General features: G+C 46.0%; 21 protein-coding genes and 1 pseudogene. 15 read left to right on the top strand and 7 right to left on the bottom strand.

Annotation, left to right across the window (positions count from 1 at the left end):
- Nucleotides 1-85 precede the first annotated feature (85 nt).
- The 4 genes from C8D85_RS06500 (at nucleotide 86) to C8D85_RS06485 (ending at nucleotide 6,490) form a co-directional block, all read left to right on the top strand.
- On the top strand, nucleotides 86-3,232 hold the full coding sequence (locus tag C8D85_RS06500) for an ATP-binding protein (RefSeq protein ID WP_133560873.1): 3,147 nt from the start codon (nucleotides 86-88) through the stop codon (nucleotides 3,230-3,232).
- Nucleotides 3,222-4,406: a GAK system CofD-like protein gene (locus C8D85_RS06495; RefSeq protein WP_133560871.1), complete on the top strand. Its 1,185-nt coding sequence runs from the start codon at nucleotides 3,222-3,224 to the stop codon at nucleotides 4,404-4,406. Before C8D85_RS06500 ends, C8D85_RS06495 begins: the two co-directional genes overlap by 11 nt.
- 115 nt (nucleotides 4,407-4,521) lie before the next feature.
- Nucleotides 4,522-5,532, top strand: a complete 1,011-nt coding sequence (locus C8D85_RS06490) for a response regulator (RefSeq protein WP_133560869.1) — start codon at nucleotides 4,522-4,524, stop codon at nucleotides 5,530-5,532.
- 1 nt (nucleotide 5,533) lies between these two features.
- The gene (locus C8D85_RS06485) at nucleotides 5,534-6,490 is read left to right on the top strand and encodes a GGDEF domain-containing protein (protein ID WP_133560867.1); all 957 of its coding nucleotides are present in this window, start codon (nucleotides 5,534-5,536) and stop codon (nucleotides 6,488-6,490) included.
- 64 nt (nucleotides 6,491-6,554) lie between these two features.
- On the opposite strand, the gene rimK is transcribed toward C8D85_RS06485, so the two are convergent.
- Complete coding sequence (gene rimK, locus C8D85_RS18145; protein WP_211342163.1) at nucleotides 6,555-7,451, bottom strand: 30S ribosomal protein S6--L-glutamate ligase; 897 nt, start codon at nucleotides 7,449-7,451, stop codon at nucleotides 6,555-6,557.
- 84 nt (nucleotides 7,452-7,535) lie between these two features.
- Nucleotides 7,536-7,946: pseudogene (locus C8D85_RS18140) on the bottom strand (ATP-dependent zinc protease family protein); the annotation flags it as partial.
- Between the two features lie 252 nt (nucleotides 7,947-8,198).
- Between C8D85_RS18140 and C8D85_RS06475 the strand changes: the two are divergent.
- Nucleotides 8,199-9,119 (top strand): D-hexose-6-phosphate mutarotase, encoded by a 921-nt coding sequence (locus C8D85_RS06475; protein ID WP_133560864.1) that lies wholly within the window; start codon nucleotides 8,199-8,201, stop codon nucleotides 9,117-9,119.
- Between the two features lie 89 nt (nucleotides 9,120-9,208).
- On the opposite strand, the gene C8D85_RS06470 is transcribed toward C8D85_RS06475, so the two are convergent.
- Nucleotides 9,209-9,985 (bottom strand): exodeoxyribonuclease III, encoded by a 777-nt coding sequence (locus C8D85_RS06470; RefSeq protein WP_133560862.1) that lies wholly within the window; start codon nucleotides 9,983-9,985, stop codon nucleotides 9,209-9,211.
- A 118-nt stretch (nucleotides 9,986-10,103) separates the two neighbouring features.
- Between C8D85_RS06470 and pyrE the strand changes: the two genes are divergently transcribed.
- The gene (gene pyrE, locus C8D85_RS06465; protein ID WP_133560860.1) at nucleotides 10,104-10,751 is read left to right on the top strand and encodes an orotate phosphoribosyltransferase; all 648 of its coding nucleotides are present in this window, start codon (nucleotides 10,104-10,106) and stop codon (nucleotides 10,749-10,751) included.
- Between the two features lie 18 nt (nucleotides 10,752-10,769).
- On the opposite strand, the gene slmA is transcribed toward pyrE, so the two are convergent.
- From slmA to coaBC, 4 genes are all read right to left on the bottom strand, one after another.
- Nucleotides 10,770-11,366, bottom strand: coding sequence for a nucleoid occlusion factor SlmA (gene slmA / locus C8D85_RS06460; protein ID WP_133560859.1), 597 nt, complete (start codon nucleotides 11,364-11,366; stop codon nucleotides 10,770-10,772).
- Between the two features lie 32 nt (nucleotides 11,367-11,398).
- Nucleotides 11,399-12,307 carry an acetylglutamate kinase gene (argB, locus tag C8D85_RS06455; protein WP_133560857.1) on the bottom strand — a complete coding sequence of 303 codons (909 nt, stop codon included), beginning with the start codon at nucleotides 12,305-12,307 and terminating at the stop codon, nucleotides 11,399-11,401.
- A gap of 312 nt (nucleotides 12,308-12,619) precedes the next feature.
- Nucleotides 12,620-13,078 (bottom strand): dUTP diphosphatase, encoded by a 459-nt coding sequence (gene dut, locus C8D85_RS06450; RefSeq protein ID WP_133560856.1) that lies wholly within the window; start codon nucleotides 13,076-13,078, stop codon nucleotides 12,620-12,622.
- A gap of 8 nt (nucleotides 13,079-13,086) precedes the next feature.
- Nucleotides 13,087-14,304: a bifunctional phosphopantothenoylcysteine decarboxylase/phosphopantothenate--cysteine ligase CoaBC gene (coaBC, locus tag C8D85_RS06445; protein ID WP_133560854.1), complete on the bottom strand. Its 1,218-nt coding sequence runs from the start codon at nucleotides 14,302-14,304 to the stop codon at nucleotides 13,087-13,089.
- Nucleotides 14,305-14,417: 113 nt separating this feature from the next.
- On the opposite strand from coaBC, the gene radC reads away from it, so the two are divergent.
- The 9 genes from radC to cdd all read left to right on the top strand — a co-directional run bounded on the left by radC (nucleotide 14,418) and on the right by cdd (nucleotide 22,178).
- Complete coding sequence (radC, locus tag C8D85_RS06440; RefSeq protein ID WP_133560852.1) at nucleotides 14,418-15,092, top strand: RadC family protein; 675 nt, start codon at nucleotides 14,418-14,420, stop codon at nucleotides 15,090-15,092.
- 292 nt (nucleotides 15,093-15,384) lie between these two features.
- Nucleotides 15,385-15,621: a 50S ribosomal protein L28 gene (gene rpmB / locus C8D85_RS06435; protein WP_055463997.1), complete on the top strand. Its 237-nt coding sequence runs from the start codon at nucleotides 15,385-15,387 to the stop codon at nucleotides 15,619-15,621.
- A 12-nt stretch (nucleotides 15,622-15,633) separates the two neighbouring features.
- A complete protein-coding gene (rpmG, locus tag C8D85_RS06430) occupies nucleotides 15,634-15,804 on the top strand; it encodes a 50S ribosomal protein L33 (protein WP_011978459.1) in 171 nt (56 codons plus the stop codon).
- 220 nt (nucleotides 15,805-16,024) lie between these two features.
- Nucleotides 16,025-16,843, top strand: coding sequence for a bifunctional DNA-formamidopyrimidine glycosylase/DNA-(apurinic or apyrimidinic site) lyase (gene mutM, locus C8D85_RS06425; protein ID WP_133560850.1), 819 nt, complete (start codon nucleotides 16,025-16,027; stop codon nucleotides 16,841-16,843).
- A gap of 235 nt (nucleotides 16,844-17,078) precedes the next feature.
- Nucleotides 17,079-18,074 carry a BMP family lipoprotein gene (locus C8D85_RS06420; RefSeq protein ID WP_133560848.1) on the top strand — a complete coding sequence of 332 codons (996 nt, stop codon included), beginning with the start codon at nucleotides 17,079-17,081 and terminating at the stop codon, nucleotides 18,072-18,074.
- Between the two features lie 80 nt (nucleotides 18,075-18,154).
- Nucleotides 18,155-19,708 (top strand): ABC transporter ATP-binding protein, encoded by a 1,554-nt coding sequence (locus C8D85_RS06415; RefSeq protein WP_133560846.1) that lies wholly within the window; start codon nucleotides 18,155-18,157, stop codon nucleotides 19,706-19,708.
- Entirely contained in the window at nucleotides 19,705-20,802 is a 1,098-nt protein-coding gene (locus C8D85_RS06410; protein WP_133560844.1) for an ABC transporter permease, read from the top strand. Before C8D85_RS06415 ends, C8D85_RS06410 begins: the two co-directional genes overlap by 4 nt.
- 9 nt (nucleotides 20,803-20,811) lie before the next feature.
- Nucleotides 20,812-21,780, top strand: a complete 969-nt coding sequence (locus C8D85_RS06405; protein WP_133560842.1) for an ABC transporter permease — start codon at nucleotides 20,812-20,814, stop codon at nucleotides 21,778-21,780.
- The gene (cdd, locus tag C8D85_RS06400; protein ID WP_133560840.1) at nucleotides 21,780-22,178 is read left to right on the top strand and encodes a cytidine deaminase; all 399 of its coding nucleotides are present in this window, start codon (nucleotides 21,780-21,782) and stop codon (nucleotides 22,176-22,178) included. Before C8D85_RS06405 ends, cdd begins: the two co-directional genes overlap by 1 nt.
- The last annotated feature ends 510 nt before the right edge of the window (nucleotides 22,179-22,688 follow it).

Raw genomic sequence — 22,688 nt, 5'->3', positions numbered from 1 at the left:
TATATTTTTACTTATCTTTGCATGCTCAGCGCAATCTGAATGTTCTGTGAATGCTTGTATTAATGGATGAAAGGCTCCTTCATCGATGGCTCAGGTTTTAAAAATAATCCTCTTAACGGCGTTAAGCTATTTTATTGCTGGATGGCTGGGGCAAATGTTTGCGATCCCCCCCGGTTATGCAACGGTTATTTGGCCAGCTTCTGGTGTCGCGATTGCTGCTTGTCTTTTGTTTGGTTATTGGCCGATTGTAGGGGTACTGCTGGGCTCGGCACTCGTAAATATTGCGATCGGTTACGATAATACTGGGCAAATTAATATTTTATTGCCAGTTCTCATTGCTCTAGGCAGTGCGTTGCAAACCGCTGTTGCGTACACCTTAGTAAGGCACTTCATTGGTAAAAAGCTGGAATTCTATAATGTCCGCCATGTGCTTAGCTTTATCGCATTGGCAGGCCCAGTTGGTTGTTTAATCAGTGCCAGTACTGGTACCTCAATTCTTTACGGCTTTGATTTACTGAGCTCTGATCAAGTGCTGCTAAATTGGTTAAGTTGGTGGCTAGGGGACTCCGTAGGCGTTGTCGTGCTGGTGCCATGGTTGGCGGTGTTATTCAGAAAGCGCTTTGCTGTTTATTATGATCATCCCTTGCGGGTGCTGCTTGCCTTATCCATCGTTTCGTTAACAACGATCATATTAACGCTCTCCACTGCCTACTTTGAAATCAATAAGCAACGACAAGCGTTTAACTCCAGCGCGGACTTAAGTTCGACGTTATTGAGTGAGCGTATCAAGAACTCCGTGGATATCCTTTACAGTATGGCTGGCTATATCCGTGGTAGTGGTAAAGTGACTGAGTTGGAGTTTCAGGACTTTAGTGAAAGCATTATGAGCCAAGATCGCGCGATCAAGGCTTTGTCGATAAACCATGTGTTAGAAGAACAGGACATTGCTTCCTATGAAGCTAACATGTCACTTCTGCACGGCTTTCCATTCTCAGTTAAAGAGCGCAATGCTAAGGGAGAGTTGATTCCTGTCGGGCAGCGTGACCGTTATGTATCCGTTGGTCTTATTTATCCGCTAGAGCCTAACATCAAGGCACTAGGGTTTGATGTGTATTCTGAAGTGTCCCGTCGTGTGGCTATCCAAAATGCAATACGGCTCAATTCAGCAATACCTACCGCTGCGATTACTTTGGTACAGGGTAATAAAGCAGTGTTAATGTTCCTGCCAACCTATAAGCAGCAAAAACTGTTTGCTATGGCAACGGGGCTGTTTGAAATCAGTGACCTGTCTTCTCGCATCTTAGATCGTGTTTCGACGCCTGGTGTTGAGGTGTATCTGGTTGACCGTCAAGCGGATAAAGCGCCTTACATCTTAGCGTCAAGCGCGAATGCTTTGTTAGATGTGGATACCTTAATAGAAGGTGTTAATAATGAGCGCTTTCCTGCGATCCATCGTTCTATGATCCCCGTTGGAGCTCACCAATGGGAGCTAATACACATTGCGCGCTCGAAGTTTATTGAGCAACCTTGGGGAACGCATTTTGTTTTGGTGGGCGGATTATTTGTTGCTGGTCTCTTGGGGTGGGTGTTGAGTTTGGTGTTCAGTCATGCCGCACAAGTAGAAAGGCAAGTTGCAGAGCGTACCAAAGAGCTGTCGAAAGCTAACTTGGCGCTTCGTGAGTCGGGTGAGAAGTTACAGCAAGCATCGCTCGCTGCTCAGGAGGCAAACCAAGCGAAAAGTCGGTTCTTAGCCAACATGAGTCATGAGATTCGGACACCTTTAAATGGCATGTTAGGCAGTCTATCCCTTCTAAAAAGCCAATCGCTCAATGTAGAGCAAATGAAATTGGCTGAATTGGCTCACCAAAGTGGCGATGCTTTGTTGGATTTAGTGAACGATATTCTTGACTTGTCGAAAATTGAAGCGGGTGAATTGGAGTTGGAGCCTCAGTACTTCAACCTGCAAGATTTACTAGAAGACGCAGCGAGTCTGATGCGTCTCAAAGCAGAAGAGAAAAAGCTTACCTTTATTGCCCCTGAAACCTTGCTGCCTGAGGCAATGGTTTATGGCGATCGGTTACGCCTAAGGCAAGTGATTTTGAATCTGTTGGGCAATGCTATTAAATTCACGCCGACGGGCGGCAGTGTTCGCCTAATGGCGAAAAGAACTGTACTCGATGATGCAGCAGCGACATATCGTTTAAGTATTCAGGATACAGGTATTGGCATCTCTGATAGCTTACAGCAGCGTTTATTCCAACGTTTTCGGCAGGCGGATGCATCCACTACCCGTCGTTATGGTGGCACAGGTCTGGGCTTAGCCATTAGTAAAGAGTTGATCGAGGCTATGGAAGGGCAAATAGGTGTTGAAAGCCAGCTGGGTGTGGGCTCGACATTTTGGGTTGAGCTTACTTTGCCAATCCAAGTGCAAACACATAATGAAGCACAAGAGGCACTAGAGCCTGTAGAGATGGCTTATTTGCTCAGTCAGCACGAGGATGATATTGCTTATGTGCGTGCGGTGTTGGAATCGAGGGGTATTCAAGTTACTCATTTGCAATCTGTCGGTCAATTGCCAGATTTCGACGAATCTATGTTGGTAGTGGTAGACGACCGGATCTTTGTTGATACGAACCGTTCAGAACTGACTCCGTATCAGTCGCAAATGATTGTCTTGTTGGAGCAGGGGCGTTCGTTAGATCAGTCACAAGGCAGTTATATACCATCGGTGTATAAGCCTGTACATCGACGGGCTTTATTCTCATCCATTGAAGCGATGTTACAGCAGGAGAATGTTGCGCTTGTTGAAAATAACTCTACCGTCCTTGAAGGCGTCGTTGCAGATGCCAGAGTTTTGCTTGTGGAAGACAATCTAACCAATCAGATCGTTGCAAAAGGTATGCTGGGGTTATTCGGTGTGGCAGTGGACATCGCTGAGAATGGTGAAGAAGCAGTATCCGCCTGCCAAACAAACGCTTATGACTTGATCTTTATGGATTGCCAAATGCCTGTAATGGATGGCTATGAGGCTACTCGAGCAATCCGTGAAATGACAGAGGGCGCTGCGACCTCAAATGACGTTGCTATTGTTGCTTTGAGTGCTAATGCCATGAAAGGGGATGACTTGCTTTGTTTCGAGGCTGGTATGGACGACCATATTGCGAAGCCTATATCGAAAGAACGTTTGTCTGAGGTAATCGAGCGATGGTTAGGGGCTAAGCATGACCGCTAAGGTATCCCGTCGCCTAGTCGTGCCGGATTCAGTCAGAGTACATCGTTATCAAAACCTTCCTGAACTGGCGCCATCAGTGTTGTTTTTTAGTGGTGGGTCAGCGTTAAACAAAATAGCGCGGGTGCTGAAGGCATACACCCACCACTCTATTCATTTGGTGACACCTTTTGACTCAGGGGGCAGCTCAGCCAAGTTGCGCCAAGCATTTAATATTCCCGCAGTAGGGGACTTGAGAAGTCGCATGATGGCTTTGGCAGACGAGACGGTCTTAGGGCAACCGGATGTATTTGAGCTTTTCAGCTACCGCTTGCCGTTTGATGCCACAGTCGCTGAGCTTGAGCTTGAGCAAGAGTTAGCGGCGCTATCTGTTGGCGAGCACCCGTTAATGCAGCCGATTCTTGCTCCTATGAAAACGTTAATCACCACCCAATTAATTCGGCTTTGTAGTGAGTTGCCCAAAGACTTTGACCTTAGGGGAGCAAGTGTTGGGAACTTGATTATTGCTGGTGGCTACTTGGGGCATGGGCAGCTGTTAGATCCCATTATCTTCTTGTTTTCTAGACTGGTTAAAACATTGGGGCAGGTCACAACAATTGTCGATGAAACTCACCATTTGGGTGCGCGTCTTGAGTCAAATGAAGTGGTCTTGGGGCAGCATCAGATTACAGGGAAAGAGACTGTGCCACTTGCTCAACCGATAAAAGAGATTTGGCTAAATCAAGGCCTAGATGAACGCCTGCCTGTGTCCGCAACACTGCCCGAAGACCGTAAACAACTGATTGAACAAGCTGACCTAATCTGTTTTCCTCCGGGTAGTTTTTTCACCAGTCTGGTCGCAAATTTGTTGGTAGACGGTGTGAGTCATGCCATTTTGAATAACCCTAACCCCAAGATCTATTTACCAAATCTGGGTGTCGACCCTGAGCAGCTTGGTTGGAGTTTGATGGATCGGGTGGAATACCTTTTAACACTTCTGTTGGGCGACGCCGAGCGTAATGCAACTGAGCCTGTATTAAATTGGCTGCTTATCGATGAGCATTATGATTATGGCGAAATTGACCTAGAGCGCTTAACTAAGTGGGGAGTCGGTGTGGTGAAAACACCTTTGATCGGGATAAAGCCGCACCAGTATTCTGAACACTTAGTAGTTCAGGCTCTGTTATCATTTACTTAGTTAGTGAAGTCAACAACTTGGGCTATAAATCGGTGTCCTAAAGCGCTACACTTGTGCGAACTTGTAGAAAAATTGAGCGATTGTATGCTCACCCTGTTTGGTGGTTTTATTTTTCATGAGCAAAAAAATACTCATTTGTGATGACTCAGGTATTGCCCGTAAGCAACTCTCTCGTGTGCTTCCTAAAGAATGGGATGCAGAGGTGGCTTTTGCTGCGAATGGTCAGGAAGCGCTTGATCATATCAAGCAAAATCCAACAGATATCCTCTTCCTTGACTTAAATATGCCCGTGTTAGATGGCTATCAAACACTTGAAGCCCTTCAAGGGGTGGCCAATGCACCGAAGGTACTAGTGGTGTTAGGGGATGTACAAGCTCAAGCGGTGCAAAAAGTCACAGCACTTGGCGCGATAGATTTCCTGAAAAAGCCAGTCAGCCAAGATGTGTTGCAAAAAGCCATAGAGCAACACGGGCTTTTCGGTTCTGGAGCAGCATCGGGTTTAGTGGTATCAGGTAGTGCGGCTGATGATTTCAGCTTAAATCAATGCCTACAGGAAGTTTCCAACGTTGCTATGGGGCGTGCAGCCAGTGTTTTGGCGGATATGCTTAATGTGTTTGTAAAACTGCCTGTCCCCAAGGTGAATATCCTTGAGGTGAGTGAGCTACAGATGGCGCTGTCATATAGCTCGATGAACACGGAACGCTGTTCAGCTGTCACGCAGGGGTTTGTCGGTGCAGGCATTGCGATGGAAGCATTGCTGATTTTCTCTGATTCAAGCTTTCCAGATATGGCGAAGTTGCTCAACGTCTCGGAAGATATTGACCGAGCGCTTGAAGTCGAATTGCAAATGGATATCTCGTCCGTTTTGATTGGTCCTTTTATCAAAGCGTTAGGTGATCAGCTAAATATCGATTTTAGCTACAGTCATCCCGTGGTACTAGGGCAGCATATTAAAGTGGCTGACCTGATCAATGTGAAGCGAGCGCAATGGAAACGCACCTTGGCAGTCGAAATTGTTTACGAGGTGGATAACTATAAAATCAGCTGTGATTTGATGTTGTTGTTTACGGAGGATTCGCTGCCCGTGTTAGAGAATCTTCTGTCTTATTTGGTTGAGGATGAGTGAGATGTCACAGCAAACTGACATGACAGAACTGCATTGGCTGTTTGATATGTTGCAACATATCGATGTAGGCCTAGTGGTGATTAATAAAAATTACGAAGTGGAGCTGTGGAATGGTTTTATGGAAAACCATTCGGGGGTTAGCTCTACTAATGCGCGTAATCGCTCACTATTCGATATCTTTCCGAGTATTAATGCCTCTTGGCTGCAGCAGAAACTCGACACAGTTCTGGCGCTTCGCACACCTATCTACGTATCTTGGGAGCAGCGTCCATACTTGTTTCCATTTAAGTCTTACCGTTCCGTAACCAGTATTTCTGAGTCTATGTTTCAGAATGTGGTAATTCGTCCGATTAATAACGCTAATGGCACAGTAGATCATTTGTGCTTGGTGGTTTATGACGTGACTGATGTGGCGGTGAACAAAGCAGCGCTGTCGGCTGCGAATCGTAAGCTTGATCAGATGAGTAAGACGGATGGCCTGACAGAGCTTAACAATCGCTCGAGTTTGGACAAAGCCATTAAACTAACATTCGATGCTTATGCTGTTGGCAACAGTGGTCCGCACACCTTGGTGATTGCGGACATAGACCACTTTAAGAAAGTGAATGATAACTATGGCCACCCAGCAGGCGATGTCGTGCTACAGGATATGGCAAAAATCTTATCAGGCGGCTCTCGCCGTGGAGATTTTGTAGGCCGCTATGGCGGTGAAGAGTTTTGCGTACTTCTTTTAAATACCAATAAAGAAGGTGCCTTTACATACTGCGAGAAGATTCGTAAACAAGTCGAAGAGAATACCTTTAAGACAAATAAAGGCGATCTAAATATTACGGTTAGTTTGGGGTGTTGCGAGCTTGGAAAACAGCATTCATCTATTGGTGAATGGGTTGAGAGTGCTGATAAAGCCTTATATCAAGCTAAAGAGGGTGGCCGAAATCGCACGGTGATTGCGGAGTAATGTAAGGCAAGTTGATCTGCTAAAAAGATAAAGCTCTGCTGTGAGAACAGCAGAGCTTTTTTTATTATGCGCTACGTGACTTATTTAAAACGCGCTTCTCGATTGCGGCAATCATCATTGAAGCGATGTCTTCATTGGTAGCCGTTTCGATACCTTGTAGCCCTGGGGATGAGTTTACCTCAAGCAATAGCGGGCCGTTGTTAGAACGAATTAGGTCTACCCCAGCGACTTTTAGGTTCATCGCCTTGGCGGCTTTGATAGCGATACGTTTCTCTTCCGCAGTGATTTTTACCAGTTCAGCGCGACCACCTTGGTGGATGTTAGCGCGGAACTCACCCGGAGCGGCTACTCGTTGAATGGAAGCAACCACTTTGCCATCAATGACGAAGCAACGCAGATCCTTGCCACTGGCTTCTTTGATGAACTCCTGCACTAGGATATTGGCATTCAAGCTCTTAAAAGCGTTGATGACGGACTCAGCCGCTTTTTTAGTTTCAGCAAGTACAACGCCTTTTCCTTGTGTGCCTTCTAGTAGCTTCACGATCAGTGGTGCGCCGCCAACCATGTTAATCAAATCTGTTGTGTCTAATGGTGAGTTAGCAAAGCCCGTTGTTGGAATCGCAAGTCCATGTTCAAGTAATAGCTGTAGTGATCGCAGTTTGTCTCGTGATTGTGCAATGGCCGTTGAGTCGTTTAGACAGAAAATGCCTAGGGATTCAAATTGGCGCAGCAGCGTACAAGCGTAAAATGTCATGCTCGGGCGAATCCGAGGGATCACAGCATCTAAGTCGTTTAGGATACGGCCACCACGATAGTGAATCTCAGGCGTTGTGGCATCCAGTTTCATGTAGCAGTGACGGACATTCAAAAACTGCATTTCATGGCCCATCGCTTCACCAGCTTCAATGATGCGACGGTTGCTGTATAGGTCAGGGTTGCTGGCCAAAACGCCAATACGCAAGCCACCTTCACGAATTTCAGGTGCTTCGTATAATTTGGCTAGAGTTTCTTGTGGTCGGTCCCCAAAAATACAGCTAACTTGAGGGTCGACGATCAGGCGACCATTCATGGCTTCTCGGCCTAGAAGCATTCTAAAGCCCATGCTGTCACGATCTGTTAGCGTAAGCTCAACATCCCATGTACGCTCGCCAAGTTGTAAGGGAACGCAGATCACATAGCGTTTTTCACGATCGCCACTCGAGCTTTTAATGACACGTTGATCAATGACTTCTGCTTCACAATAAACCACCACTTTACGGCTGTCTTGGATAGGGTGCACTTCGAAGGTGACCCATTGTTGTCCAGCTCTTTGAAATGGCTGGATGTTCACAGCGTGAAGTGATGAGGTCTTCGCTCCAGAGTCCACTCGAGCTTTGATAGCAGGAATGTTTAGCGAAGGAAAAGCACACCATTCGGCATTGCCAATAACTGACTTTTGGTCAAAAAACTCACTCATAGTGCAGTATTCTCATTAATACATGGGAGAAAAACGTATTGGGACAAGGATAGTCTACACCAGCGATTTTGCGCAGCTGTATTCCTTATAAATTGAGTTTGCGTTATAGCGTAAAGTTGACCAATAAGTAAGTACTATTTGAAAATCCCGCTCGATTTTGTGATTTGAATGTTCAGCATTACGTCAAACTATTGTAATCAGAGTGTGAAGGTCTAATATGGGCAAATCGAAGTAGAGAATTTGGAGCGATAAATGGATGCTCAGCTAATGCGAGAGCTAGAGGAATTAGGTGGCGAAATCCGTCCTAATAGCCTTAGAGAATGCGATGAGATCATCATCGATCAGCCTAGCTTTAGTGCCCGCATCGCATTGTGGGGTGGTCATTTGGTCAGTTTTATTCCGATGGGGCAGCAAGATGTGTTGTTTCAATCGGAAAACGAAGGTGCATTAACCCGCTTCGGGCGTCGTCATTTTGGTGTCCCAGTTTGTTGGCCGTGGTTTGGTGCTAATACTGAAGACGATGATCTGCCTGCACATGGCTTGGCACGATACTTTCGTTGGCAGTTGGTTGAAGTCGGCCGATTTAAGAACGGCGACGCGAAAATTGTGATCCGCTTGGCATCTGAGGATCATCCGCTCATAGAAGAGATGTGGCCTCACGCTTTTGAATTGCGACAGGTGTTTCGTTTAGGCGAAGGATTTAGTGTCAACTTTTCAGCGGCAAATTTATCGGATAAAACGATGCCGATTTCTGAAGCACTGCATACCTACTTCCGTGTTGGTGATAATAAGACCGCACAAGTACAAGGTTTAGACGGTGTTCAGTATGTTGATAAGTTTGACGATGGGCAGAAAAAGCAACAAGTAGGGGCTGTTTCGCCTTGTGAGGAGCTAGACCGCGTTTATCTGGATGCACCGCAAGAGACAGTGCTGGAAGACCCTGCATTGCAGAGAAAGCTTGTGATTAGCTCTGAAGGTGCCCAATCAACGGTGTTGTGGAACCCAGGTGAAGCGTTAGCAAAACTTCGCACGGACATGGAAGATGAAGACTATCGTCAGTTTGTCTGTGTTGAGACTGCGAATGCTTTGGAGAATGCATACAAGATTGCCGCCGGTGAAATGCATCAACTGCGAGTCACCGTTCGAGTTGAACCGCTAAGTGACGAGTCGTAGCGTCATTCTTTAGTGCCTTTGCCAAATATCAAAAAGCCCTTGCGAAGATCATCGCAAGGGCTTTTTCTATTAGGTGTGTCTGCGGCGACCTAGTCTAAGTCGTATTCCATAATGATCGGAGCATGGTCAGAGAAACGTTGTCCTTTATAGACACTGCCGCCTTGAATGACATGCTTTAAACCAGGCGTTGCAATTTGGTAGTCCAAACGGCCACCTTCATCTAGTTTCCAGGCGCGCTCGTAATCTGGCCACCAGGTATATTGCTTATCTTGTTTATTCACTTGGCGGAACGCGTCAATGTACTCATGATCGTTAAAGATCTCGTTTATCCATTTACGCTCTTCAGGTAAGAAACCAGAATTGCGCTGATTAACGAACCAGCTGCTGACATCAATCGGTGATCGTGCCACATTGGTTGTACCACAGAATATAAACTCACGACGTTTGCGACGTGTTTTAATTAAATGGTTCTTGAAACCTTCCATAAAGCGGTACTTATGCTCTTGGAGTGCTTCTTCATGGTTAGAGCCATGAGGAGTTAAGAAGGAGCCGATGCTGACCTTGTCAAAGTCTGCTTGGATAAAGCGACCTTCGAAGTCGCACTCAGGAAACCCCATGCCTGTCATAATGGCTTTAGGCATTGCTTTACTATAAATAGCAACACCCGCTTCATCAGGGTTATCAAGTGAGTCAAAGAAGTACGCGTTAAACTCTGGTGGAAAAAATACGCTGTCGTTCAGGCTGCGCTCATCCGCTTGTATGTCTTGTAAACATACTACGTCGGGGTTTTGGCGCACCATCCACTCAAAGAAGCCGCGCTCCGCTGCTTGTTTTATACCGTTTACATTAAGGCTGATGACCTTCATTTCTGGTCCCTACAATTCCTAGCCGTGTGTTATATTAGCGCCCATTGGTTGTCAGGAAAGCATACTTTGCTGACAAGAGGCAATTTGTTTGTAATTTTTTATCCCCCTTGGAGTCGGCATGAAACCTTACCAGAGAGAATTTATTGAATTCGCCATAGAGCAAAAAGTATTGCGTTTTGGCGAGTTCACACTTAAATCTGGGCGTGTAAGCCCGTATTTCTTTAACGCTGGCCTGTTTAGTTCAGGTCAAGCATTAGCAAAACTTGGCCGCTTTTATGCTGCGGCATTAGTCGAAGCAGGCGTCTCGTTCGACGTCTTATTTGGCCCTGCTTACAAAGGTATTCCTTTGGCGACGACCACTGCGGTTGCATTGTATGATCATCATGACATTGATACACCGTACGTGTTTAACCGCAAAGAAGCAAAAGATCATGGTGAAGGTGGTACCCTGGTGGGCGCACCACTTGAAGGCAACATCATGATCATTGACGACGTTATCACTGCTGGCACTGCGATCCGTGAAGTGATGGATATTATCAATTCCGCGGGTGCAAAACCTGCTGGTGTTCTTATTGCTTTGAACCGCCAAGAGCGCGGTCGTGGCGAGTTATCTGCTATCCAAGAAGTAGAGCGTGACTTCAGTATGCCTGTCGTAAGCATTGTGTCTCTGAATGACATCATGACTTACTTGGAAGAGCAGGACTCACCTGAGTTTGCTCAACACCTTGCCGCGGTTAAAGCATACCGCGATCAGTACGGTGTTTAATCAATGATTGGCTGCGCGCTAGGCGCGGCCAACCATTAGGGTTGGAGCGATGGCTTGCCATTGCTCCTGCCAATTCTGTAGCGGCTTTGTCTTGTATTCAGTACGAACGTATTGACGGATTTTGCCTTCCAGCAAGGCCAGCAGGTAGTTGGCGCAAGCATTTGTGCCCATCACTGGACGTAAGTTTTGCTTCAAATCGGCTTCACGCAATACTTGGCGAAGCTGAGTCTCAATACGATCAAATAGCTGCGCAATACGAACACGCAAGCGCTCCGTCTCTCCTGCCAAGGCATCTGCTGTGAGCAGACGACACATGCCTGGGTTTTGCTCAGAAAAACTCAATACTAAGAACAAAATCACTTCTAAACGTTTATTGACGTCTTCTTCGTCCTGCACAATGCGATGAATGCGAGTAAATAAGGTTTCCTCGATAAATTCGATTAAACCTTCAAACATCTTCGCTTTGCTTGGGAAATGGCGATACAGAGCTGCCTCTGACACCCCCACTTCTTTTGCTAGAGCAGCAGTAGTAATACGAGCCCCTGGGCTGCTTTCTAACATGCCCGCTAAGGACTGTAATATTTCCGTGCGTCGATCGCTTTTTTTTGTGCTCATATTAATACGGCCTATCGCTTTAAATGGGCGAATTAAATGTCTTTTTCTTGATTAGTGATCAGTGTGCCTACGCCGGTATCGGTGAAGATCTCAAGTAGCGTAGCGTGAGGTACTCGCCCATCAATAATATGTGCGCTGGTAACGCCAGCGTTTACCGCAGAAAGTGCACAGCTGATCTTCGGTAGCATGCCGCCGTAGATAGTGCCGTCAGCAATAAGGTTATCAACTTGTGCTGTGCTTAACCCAGTTAGCACGTTACCTTGCTTATCTTGTACGCCTGAGATGTTCGTTAGTAGCATGAGTTTTTCTGCGTTAACCGCTTCGGCTACTTTACCTGCTACCAAATCCGCGTTGATGTTATAAGCGTTGCCTTCATCATCAATACCGATCGGTGCGATAACAGGAATCAAATCGCTGTTTTCAAGAACTTTCAAAACGCTTGTATCAATACTCGCCACTTCACCCACATGGCCGATGTCGACCTGTTCTGGTGCACTCATACCTTCTGCTTGATGTTTCACAAACAGTTTTTTCGCTTTGATGAAACCGCTGTCTTTGCCCGTTAGACCGATCGCTTTACCACCAGCACGGCTGATTAGGTTCACGATGTCTTTGTTTACCTGACCACCAAGTACCATTTCTACTACGTCCATTGTTGCAGTGTCTGTAACACGCATGCCGTTAATGAACTTAGACTCGATGCTTAGCTTGGCAAGCATTTCACCAATCTGTGGGCCGCCACCGTGAACAACAATTGGATTAATACCGATAGCTTTCATTAACACGATATCGCGCGCGAACCCTGCTTGTAGTGCTTCATCAGTCATGGCATTACCGCCGTATTTGATGACCAATGTTTTGCCAGCAAAACGTTGGATGTAAGGAAGCGATTCACTCAATACTTGAGCTACATCTAATGCAGATTCGCGTGTATAAGCCACGTTGGTAACACTCCTATTGTTATTCAAAGAGCTTTTTTGACAGAGTCGAAAAAAGTTGTGGGAGGGTGCAGTTAAGACTCAGCTGAGTTTAAGCACACTATGTGCCAGAAACATTACAGTGAGTGTAAGCGACCACTTATGGTGGAAAATAATAACGTGAACTGCGTCGACTCTCTATAAAAAATTAAAGAAAATTGACGAATTTCTGACCGAATAAAGTGATCTTTATTTACCAAAGGGGAGATGGGTGAACTGCTTCTAAAAGAGCAATGAAATAGTTGAGAATAACTCAACTATTTCATGTGCAAAGGATTACTTGGTGCCGGTAGAACCGAAGCCACCTGTGCCGCGGTCGCTGGCAACGAAGTCTTCAACGATATTGAACTCTGCTTGTACAACAGGCAACAGAACAAGTTGAGCAACGCGCTCACCCGGTTCGATCGTGAATGTCGTTTGGCCGCGGTTCCAGCAAGAGACCATTAGTTCGCCTTGGTAATCAGAATCGATCAGACCAACTAAGTTACCCAGTACGATGCCGTGTTTATGCCCTAAACCTGAGCGCGGAAGAATCGTCGCTGCTAAATTTGGGTCTTCAATGTAGATCGCTAGACCTGTTGGTAACAAAGTGGTTTGTCCAGGTTCGAGAACCACTGCTTCGTCTAGGCAGGCACGTAGGTCTAGACCTGCCGAGCCTTCGGTCGCGTAAGCTGGTAATGGCAATTCAGTGCCGATCTTTGGGTTCAGGATTTTAAGTTGAATAGGGTGTTTCATTGATTCACTCATGACTGTGTGGATTGGTATTGAGTAATCAGCTCAACAAGCTCAATGGCCAGAGCTGATTTCGCCTCTTTCGGCGGTGTCCATTGCTGGTCTTTGGATAGCACGGTCACTTGGTTTTCATCATTGTTAAAACCAATATCAGTGCGTGACACATCATTGGCGATGATCAAGTCCAGACCTTTACGTTCTAGTTTACTTTTTGCATAAGCGATTACGTCTTGGGTTTCTGCAGCAAAGCCCACCATACATTTTGCGGCTTTTGCTTGGCTTAGGGTGGCAATCACGTCCGGATTTTTTACCAGAGTTAATTGCATTTCATCGCTATCGCCAGTCTTCTTCATCTTTTGGGAAGCGACTTCTTTCATGCGAAAGTCAGCGACCGCTGCTGCGCCGATAAATACGTCGGCAGGCGTTACCGTAGCAGTATGACAAGCGCTTAACATTTCTTCTGCGCTTTTGATGTCTATACGTTTGACGCCTTGTGGTGCGTCCAATTGTGTTGGGCCGCTTACCAGTGTGACGTGAGCGCCCCGTGCTTGTGCGGCCGCTGCCAGCGCGTAACCCATTTTGCCTGAACTATGGTTACTGATGTAGCGCACTGGATCGATGGCTTCCATAGTTGGTCCGGCGGTAATCACCCAATGCTGACCTGCTAAGTCTTGTTGTGTGGGGGCTATAAGCTGCTCGATAGCTTTTAATAAATCAATTGGCTCTTCCATGCGCCCTGCGCCCACATCGCCACAGGCTTGTGCGCCAGAGGCTGGACCAATCATGGCAACATCACGTGAGATCAGTGTTTGTAGATTGGTTTGAGTTGCAGGGTGCTTCCACATGGCTTGATTCATGGCAGGCGCTAATGCAACAGGCGCTTCTGTTGCCAAGCACAAGGTTGTTAGTAAATCGTTGGCCATACCTTGTGCATAGCGAGCCATGAAGTCAGCCGACGCTGGGGCAATGATAATAAGGTCTGCCCATTTCGCTAATTCAATATGTCCCATGCCCAACTCGGCTGATGGGTCAAGCAAAGTGCTGCGCACAGGGTGTCCAGAGACGGCTTGCAATGTCATTTCCGTGACAAAGGCTTTTGCCCCTTCAGTTAGCACTACTTGAACGTCGGCACCTGCTTTGGTGAGCAGGCGGATCAACTCAATGGTTTTGTAAGCGGCGATACCGCCGGTAATCCCCACGAGAATCTGTTTGTTCGCAAGACTGGACATAATTCGCTTCTTATCACAAAGTGGCAGACATTCGCTGAATATGATGAAGCACAGGATGTGCTCATGTATTCGCAGTTAGAATGAGCAAAGAGTATCACAAGGAGGTGAGTATTATGAGTATAAAACAATGGCCAGAAGCCGAACGCCCACGAGAAAAACTCATGCATCAAGGGGCGCATGCCTTAAGTGACGCAGAGTTGCTGGCGATTTTTCTTAGAACTGGTACTCAAGGTATCAGTGCAGTGGAATTGGCACGCAGAGTGCTTCATCAATTTGGTGGCCTTAGGGCTTTGTTATCGGCTTCAAGGGATGAGTTTTGCCAAGGCTTTGGTTTAGGCGATGCAAAATACACTCAACTGCAAGCTGTCCTAGAAATGTCCAAACGGCATTTACAAGAGCAGCTGACCCGCGATACGGTTTTTAATAGTGCTGAAGCGGTGCGTACTTATTTATCGACTCAGTTGCGTCACTCTCCTCGGGAAATTTTTGCGGTGTTGTTCTTAGACTCACAACATCGACTGATTCGCTATCAAGAGCTCTTTATGGGCACCATCGACAGCGCAGCTGTGTATCCAAGAGAAGTGGTTAAGGCTGCGCTTACTCATAATGCCGCAGCGGTGATCTTAGCTCACAATCATCCATCCGGAGTTTCGGAGCCTAGCCAAGCGGATATCAACATCACCGAACGTATCCGCAAAGCACTAGAGCTGATTGATGTGCGTTTATTGGATCATTTTATTGTCGGCGACAGTCGACCATTGTCTTTGGCTGAGCGAGGGTTGCTCTGACTGAGATTCCCTGCAAATAGGTTTCCTGTTGTTTAATTTACATGGTTTTCACTTCAGTGACTTGAATGCAGGATAGCCATCTCAGATACAGCCAATTGATCAATTTTTTAACAAATCATTTGCTGTTTTCGGGGGACTATGGGAGAATTCGCGCCGCTATATCCTCGGTACGGGATTTTGTGGCCCCCGCGTTCTCTTTGAGTTTTGGCTTAAAGCGTTCCAGAGTGACCCACGCTCCGCCTGAGGAAGTGCAAACTTCCAATAATCTTCGGATAGCATAAGGTATTTAATTATGTCTCGCGTATGTCAAGTTACTGGGAAGCGTCCTATTACAGGTAACAACGTTTCTCACTCAAAGCGTCACACTAAGCGTCGCTTTCTTCCTAACCTTCACTGGCACCGTTTTTGGGTAGAAAGTGAAAGCCGTTACGTTCGTCTACGTGTATCTTCTAAAGGTATGCGTATCATCGATAAAAAAGGCATCGATTCAGTTCTTACTGAAATGCGTGCCCGTGGCGAAAAAGTATAAGGAATCTGAATCATGGCTTCTAAAGGCGCTCGCGATCTAATCCGCATGGTATCTTCTGCAGGTACTGGTCACTTCTACACAACTGACAAGAACAAACGTAACACTCCAGACAAACTGGAAATGAAAAAGTTTGATCCAGTTGTTCGTAAGCACGTGATGTACAAAGAAGCGAAAATCAAATAATTTTTGCTTTCTTGTAAACGAAAAAGCCGGCCTAGTGTCGGTTTTTTTGTGTCTGAAATATGTGATAGGTAGAACGCGCAAGCTAAGTGGTGAAAAAGCTTTGTCCCCGATAGAATCGGGTTGTACGGGGTGTATTCCCCGAAAGAACGAAGTCGTACGAGCGAATTCTATTCGCGATAAAAGAATTTACATAACACAGCAAATGCTCTTTGAGGAATGTATGCCGGAATTACCCGAGGTCGAAACCACCAAAAATGGCATAGCGCCGCATATTTTAAATCAAACCATTGAACACATAGAAATTCGTCAGCCCAAACTACGCTGGCCAATCCCTGATGATGTGTCTGTCAAATTGCCCGGCCAAGTGGTTCGAAGCGTCACGCGCCGCGGGAAATACATTGGTGTGCAAACCGATGCTGGAACCTTGATTATTCACTTGGGCATGTCGGGCAGTTTGTACTTTGTTGCGCCAGAAACGCCTCCGATGTTTCATGATCATGTGGATATTCATTTCGCAGAGTTTAATAAAGTATTGCGTTACACCGACCCGCGCCGCTTCGGAGCCATGCTGTGGCAAGAGGGCGATTGGCAGTTACATGAGCTGATTTCACATCTTGGTCCAGAGCCCCTAACTGATGCTTTTAATGTGGAGTACCTCTACGAAAAAGTAAAAGGGCGTAAGCAAGCGATTAAACAATTCATTATGGACAGTAAAATCGTGGTGGGTGTCGGGAATATATACGCCAATGAAGCCTTATTTATGGCGGGTATTCGCCCTACTCGTGCAGCGGGTAATATCAGCAAGGCGCGCTTAACTGTGTTTGTAGAATGTATTAAGACGGTATTGGCGGCAGCGATTGAGCAAGGCGGTACGACATTAAAGGATTTTGTCAGCGGCGAAGGTAAGCCAGGTTATTTCAAACAAGAGTTAAAGGTTTATGGTCGTGCCGATCAACCTTGTGTGACCTGCAAAGCACCTCTCAAAGAAATTCGTCAAGGTCAGCGCAGCACAGTGTACTGTTCAACTTGTCAAAAGTAGCGGTCGGCATGTTTATTGCTGTTTGTTGCTATGGGTAGCTTGTTAGGCAGATTGTTTTGATTTCATCTACATTTATGGGCAAAACATCGCGTGTTGTATGAAAAACAGTGAATAATGGTGCAATTGTGCACGTCGTTATTGCGCTCAAAGCTTAATCAGTTTATTTTTGACCGATTAGCCAGCTTTAGGCTTTGGTAATCCTAAATTGCCATGATAAAAATCAAAGGGGAATAGAATGAAAGGTGTCTTTCTTGCATCGGCTACTGCATTAGCCATGGCGGTGTCTTCTGCATACGCTGCTGATATCAAACCTGCTGTGGTTTATGATCAAGCGGGTAAGTTTGATAAGTCGTTTAACGAGGGTGTTTACAACGGCATTACAAAGTTTACGGAAGATACTGGTATTGAAATTCGTGAGTCTGAGCCAAAGAACGAAGCTCAGGTTGAGCAAAACCTTCGCCGTCTAGCGAAACGTGGTTACTCACCAATTGTTGCAGTGGGCTTCACCATGATGTCTGCGGTACAAAAGGTCGCTCAGGATTTCCCTGATGTGCAGTTCACAATCATTGATGCTGTAATTGATCTGCCAAACGTGCAGTCTATCGTATTTAAAGAACACGAAGGTTCATTCCTTGTTGGCGCATTGGCAGCCATGGCATCCAAGACGGATACAGTTGGCTTCGTCGGTGGTATGGATATCCCTCTAATTCGTAAGTTTGGTTGTGGCTATGAGCAAGGTGCGAAATTTATCACACCAAATGCAACTGTTATTCAGAATATGACGGGTTCTACTGGCGCTGCATTTAATGACCCAACAAAAGGTTCTGAACTTGCGAAAAGCCAATTCTCTAAAGGTGCTGATGTAGTATTCGCTGCTGCAGGTGGTACAGGTATTGGTGTATACCAAGCAGCTAAAGATGAAGGTAAGTTAGCGATCGGTGTTGACTCGAATCAGAACCATATTCAGCCTGGCACAATGCTAACCTCTATGGTTAAGCGTGTAGACTCTGCTGCTTACAAAGTGTTTGAGGAAGCCAACACAGGCGAATGGAAGCCTGGTCTAGAGATCCTAGGTCTATCTGATGGTGGTGTAGATTGGGCTTTGGATGAGCACAATAAAGGTCTAATCACTGCAGATATGAAAGCTAAAATGGATGATGTTAAGGCGAAAATCATCAGCGGTGAGATCAGTGTGCACGACTACATGTCAGACAGCACTTGTAACTATTAATCGCAAATAAAGCAGCTGTTCACTATGTTAAATGGTGAACAGCTGCTTTTTTTTGCTCAAAACTTTGCATAGAAAGAAATATGACTCAACAAACACATCCATACTCGATTGAGTTAGAAGGGATTTCGAAGCGATTCGGTACGGTGCAAGCGAATAAGAATATCGACTTGCAAGTCCCTGCTGGCACGATCCACGGCATTATCGGTGAGAACGGCGCTGGCAAATCTACCTTAATGAGCATTATTTACGGTTTTTATGAAGCCGATTCGGGCTCGATCTCTATTGATGGTCAGCAGGTCTCGATCCGAAATTCTCAAGATGCCATTAATGTGGGCATTGGCATGGTGCACCAGCACTTTATGCTAGTGGAAAACTTCTCTGTTTTAGAAAATGTTATTTTGGGTGCCGAGGGTGGTGCAGTTCTAAAACAAGGTATGGATGCAGCCCGCGAAGAGCTTAAGCGCTTGGAGCAAGAATATAGCCTGGATATTGATGTTGATGCGATCGTGGAAGATTTGCCAGTGGGATTGCAGCAACGTGTTGAAATCCTTAAGGCGTTATACCGTGGTGCTAAAATTCTAATATTGGATGAACCAACGGGTGTGTTAACACCGCAAGAAGCAGATCATTTATTCCGTATCCTTAAGTCTCTAAAAGAGCAAGGGGTGACGGTGATTCTGATTACCCACAAGCTACGAGAAATTTTAGCCTCAACGGACAATGTTTCAGTGATGCGCCAAGGTGAGATGGTAGCGCATCGTGAAACTTCAAAAACCGATAAGGAAGAATTGGCTGAATTAATGGTGGGTAAGAAGGTTCGTCTCAAGGTAAATAAAGACGAAGCCAAACCTGAGCAGACAGTTTTGTCGGCAAAAGATCTTTCATTCTTTGATGGGCAAGGTGTTGAGCGCCTTAAAAAAGTGTCTCTTGATCTTAAAGCTGGTGAGATCCTTGGTATTGCAGGGGTTTCAGGTAATGGTCAGAGTGAACTTTTAAATGTGCTTTCTGGTATCACGCCGATGGCGTCGGGTGAAATCCAGTTTGCGGGACAGACTATTACTGCTAATGCGCCAAAGAATGCTGCGCAAATGCGTGATCTTAAAATGGCTCACGTGCCAGAAGATCGTCACAAAATGGGTTTGGTGACAGGCTTTGAGGCCTACGAAGCTGCAGTTTTAGGCTATCACGATTCAGAAGCTTATAACGGTTCGGTATTGATGAAGCGTAGCGCGATGCTCGAAGAGTGTAATGAGCGCATGGCTGCTTGGGATGTTCGACCGCCGAATCCTCATTTGAAAACGGCCAACTTCTCTGGTGGTAATCAGCAGAAGATCGTTATTGCTCGAGAAGTTGAGCAGAACCCTAATGTACTGTTAATCGGTCAACCGACCCGTGGCGTGGACATTGGTGCAATTGAAAATATTCACGAGCAAATCGTGAAACTACGGGATGCAGGCAAAGCGATTTTGCTAGTGTCGGTAGAGCTAGATGAAATTATGGCGTTGAGTGATCGAATTATTGTGATGTTTGATGGAGCGGTTGTAGGTGAAGTCTCAGCCAATGAAGCAGATGAACGTACGCTAGGTCTAATGATGGCCAATGCGTGGAATGAGGGACAAGGAGCACAGGCATGAGTCAAGCGAAAGTCCCTGCGTGGGTAAGTGTGGGTTTAATACCGCTGTTAAATATTCTATTGGCATTTTTGGTCTCTGGTTTGGTGTTTCTGGCGATTGGAGAAGACCCTATCGAAGCGGCTGGCTATCTAGTATATGGCGCCTTTGGTTACGATGAAGGGATCGGATATACCTTATATTACGCGACGAACTTAATTTTCACTGGCCTTGCTGTGTCGGTGGCCTTTAAAGCTGGATTGTTCAATATCGGTGGTGAAGGTCAGGCCTATATCGGTGGTTTAGGGGTTGGTTTACTTTGTTTGTGGTTTGATAGCTCGTTGCCTTTGTTGGTGATTGCTCCGTTAGCGATCATTGGTGGCGCCTTGTTTGGTGCAGCCTGGGCTTATATCCCTGCTTATCTTCAAGCTCGACGTGGTAGTCACATCGTTATTACGACCATCATGTTCAACTTTATTGCCTCGTCTTTGATGGTTTACCTGATGGTGAATTGGCTAAAGGCTGAGGGTGTTATGTCACCTATCAGTCGTACCTTTGAAGAAAGCGCATGGCTTCCGTACATGCATGACATCTTTGCGCCGTTTGGTTTTGATATTGGTGACTCGCCATTGAACTTGGCATTCGTACTAGCACTGTTATGTTGTGTGTTCTATTGGGCATTGGTATGGCATACCCGTTGGGGATATCAATTACGTACTGTGGGTACAAATCCTACCGCTGCGCAGTATGCAGGTATAGATAATGCGAAAGTGACTATCTGGGTGATGTTGATCTCTGGTGGCCTGGCAGGTTTAGTTGGCGTAAACGAGATTATGGGGGTTAACCATAACCTATTGCTTAACTTTACTGCTGGTTATGGGTTTGCGGGAATCGCTGTTGCCCTGATGGGGCGTAATCATCCGATTGGTATTGTGCTGGCGGCGATGTTGTTTGGTGCGCTGTATCAAGGCGGTGCAGAGTTGTCTTTTGAAATACCAACGATTACACCTGAAATTGTGGTGGTGATTCAGGGTCTTGTGATCCTATTCTCTGGCGCGCTAGAGAATATGTTCAAAGGCAAGATTGAAGGTCTTTTTTTACGTAAAGCGGCAGCATAGGAGCGCGGTATGTTTGAAACATTAATACTGATTCTCGATGCGACCCTGCGCGTATCGACACCATTGATTTTGGCAGCGCTTGCAGGCTTGTTTTCTGAGCGTTCTGGCATTGTAGATATCGGCTTGGAAGGTAAGATGCTGGCGGGGGCGTTTGCTGCCGCCGCTGCAGCAGCAGTATTTGGCTCCGCTTGGATTGGTTTGCTATTTGCCATTGCTGCTTCAGTAAGCTTGGCGCTGATTCATGGCTTTGCCTGTATAACTCATCGCGGAGATCACATTGTCTCTGGTGTGGCAATCAATACGATTGTTGCTGGGCTAACAGTGACGCTTGGTCTAGATTGGTTTGATCAAGGTGGTCAGACGCCATCTTTAACGGGTGATGCTCGTTTTACGCCGATTACTTTCCCGTTTGCTGATCAGCTAGCAGATGTGCCTGTGATTGGTCTGATCTATTCTGAGTTATTAAGTGGCCATAACATTCTGGTGTATTTAGCATTTGCAATGGTGCCTCTTACTTATTGGATTGTTTTTAAAACTCGCTTTGGTTTACGTTTACGAGCGGTGGGGGAGAATCCTCATGCGGTGGACACCGCAGGTATTTCTGTTGCTTTGGTGCGTTATCGAGCGGTGATCATTTGTGGCATTTTGTGTGGTCTTGCAGGAGCTTACTTGTCTACTGCGCACAACGCAGGTTTCTTAAAAGATATGAGTGCAGGTAAAGGCTACATGGCGCTGGCGGCACTAATCTTTGGTAAATGGCGTCCGATTCCTGTGTTATGCGCTTGTTTGCTGTTCGGTTTTCTTGATGCATTAGCGGTTCGTTTACAAGGCGTTTCGTTGCCCGGTATTGGTGAGGTGCCGGTGCAGGCGATCGAAGTATTGCCTTACGTACTGACTGTATTGCTGCTTGCTGGATTCATTGGTAAAGCAGTAGGTCCAAAAGCGATCGGTAAGCCATACGTTAAGGAACGTGCTTAATGTCTCACTCAGAACAATGGATTACGTTGACGAAGAAAGCCATGAGTAAGGCCTATGTGCCTTACTCACACTTTCAGGTTGGAGCCGTAATCGAAACGGAAACTGGTAATATTTTTTCTGGCTGTAATGTAGAAAATGCCTCCTACCCCGAAGGTACTTGTGCTGAGGCTGGGGCGATAGCCGCCATGGTTATGGGAGGTGATACTCTTATTAAGCAAATTTATGTGATGGGCAAAGGTGAGCAGTTGGTGACCCCCTGTGGTGGTTGTCGACAGCGAATTCGAGAGTTTTCTTCAAGCGAAACGCTTATACATATTTGCTCTCCAGAGGGGGTCCGCAAGACATTAACGATGAATGAGTTGCTGCCTTATTCCTTTGGTCCAGATAATTTAAAGTAAGAGCATTGTGTTAATACCTTTAAAGAGAAGCTTCGGCTTCTCTTTTTGGTTTCTATAAAAAGGGATCTATATAAAGGGAGAAGTGTCATAACAATGGCTTGATTGGGTGTTTCCGTTCATGACTAAGCAACCTTTAGAACTTTTTTAAAATTAATTCTAAAAAGTGCTTGCATAAAATAATCGCGACGGTAATATACGCACCCACTGACACGGCAGACCACCACGGACTGCACAGCGAACTGGAAACGGTAAGCAACTTACTCTTAGATGGTTAAGAAAATGTGTCAACGCTCTTTAAAATAGATAATCAGATAATTTGTGTGGGCGCTCGCTGGAGACTTCTCAAAAAACTTTGAAGTCTTAAATGAGTGACCATGTCAATTCGCTTTACGTTCTTTAGTCTTCGGATTGAAGAATATAGTTAAAGTCAGACGTGATTCATGAGTTTGAGCAAGCTTTTTTAAACTGAAGAGTTTGATCATGGCTCAGATTGAACGCTGGCGGCAGGCT

The organism is Marinomonas communis (genome assembly GCF_004363305.1).
Taxonomy (GTDB): domain Bacteria; phylum Pseudomonadota; class Gammaproteobacteria; order Pseudomonadales; family Marinomonadaceae; genus Marinomonas; species Marinomonas communis.
This window is presented reverse-complemented; position numbering and strand designations above follow the sequence as displayed.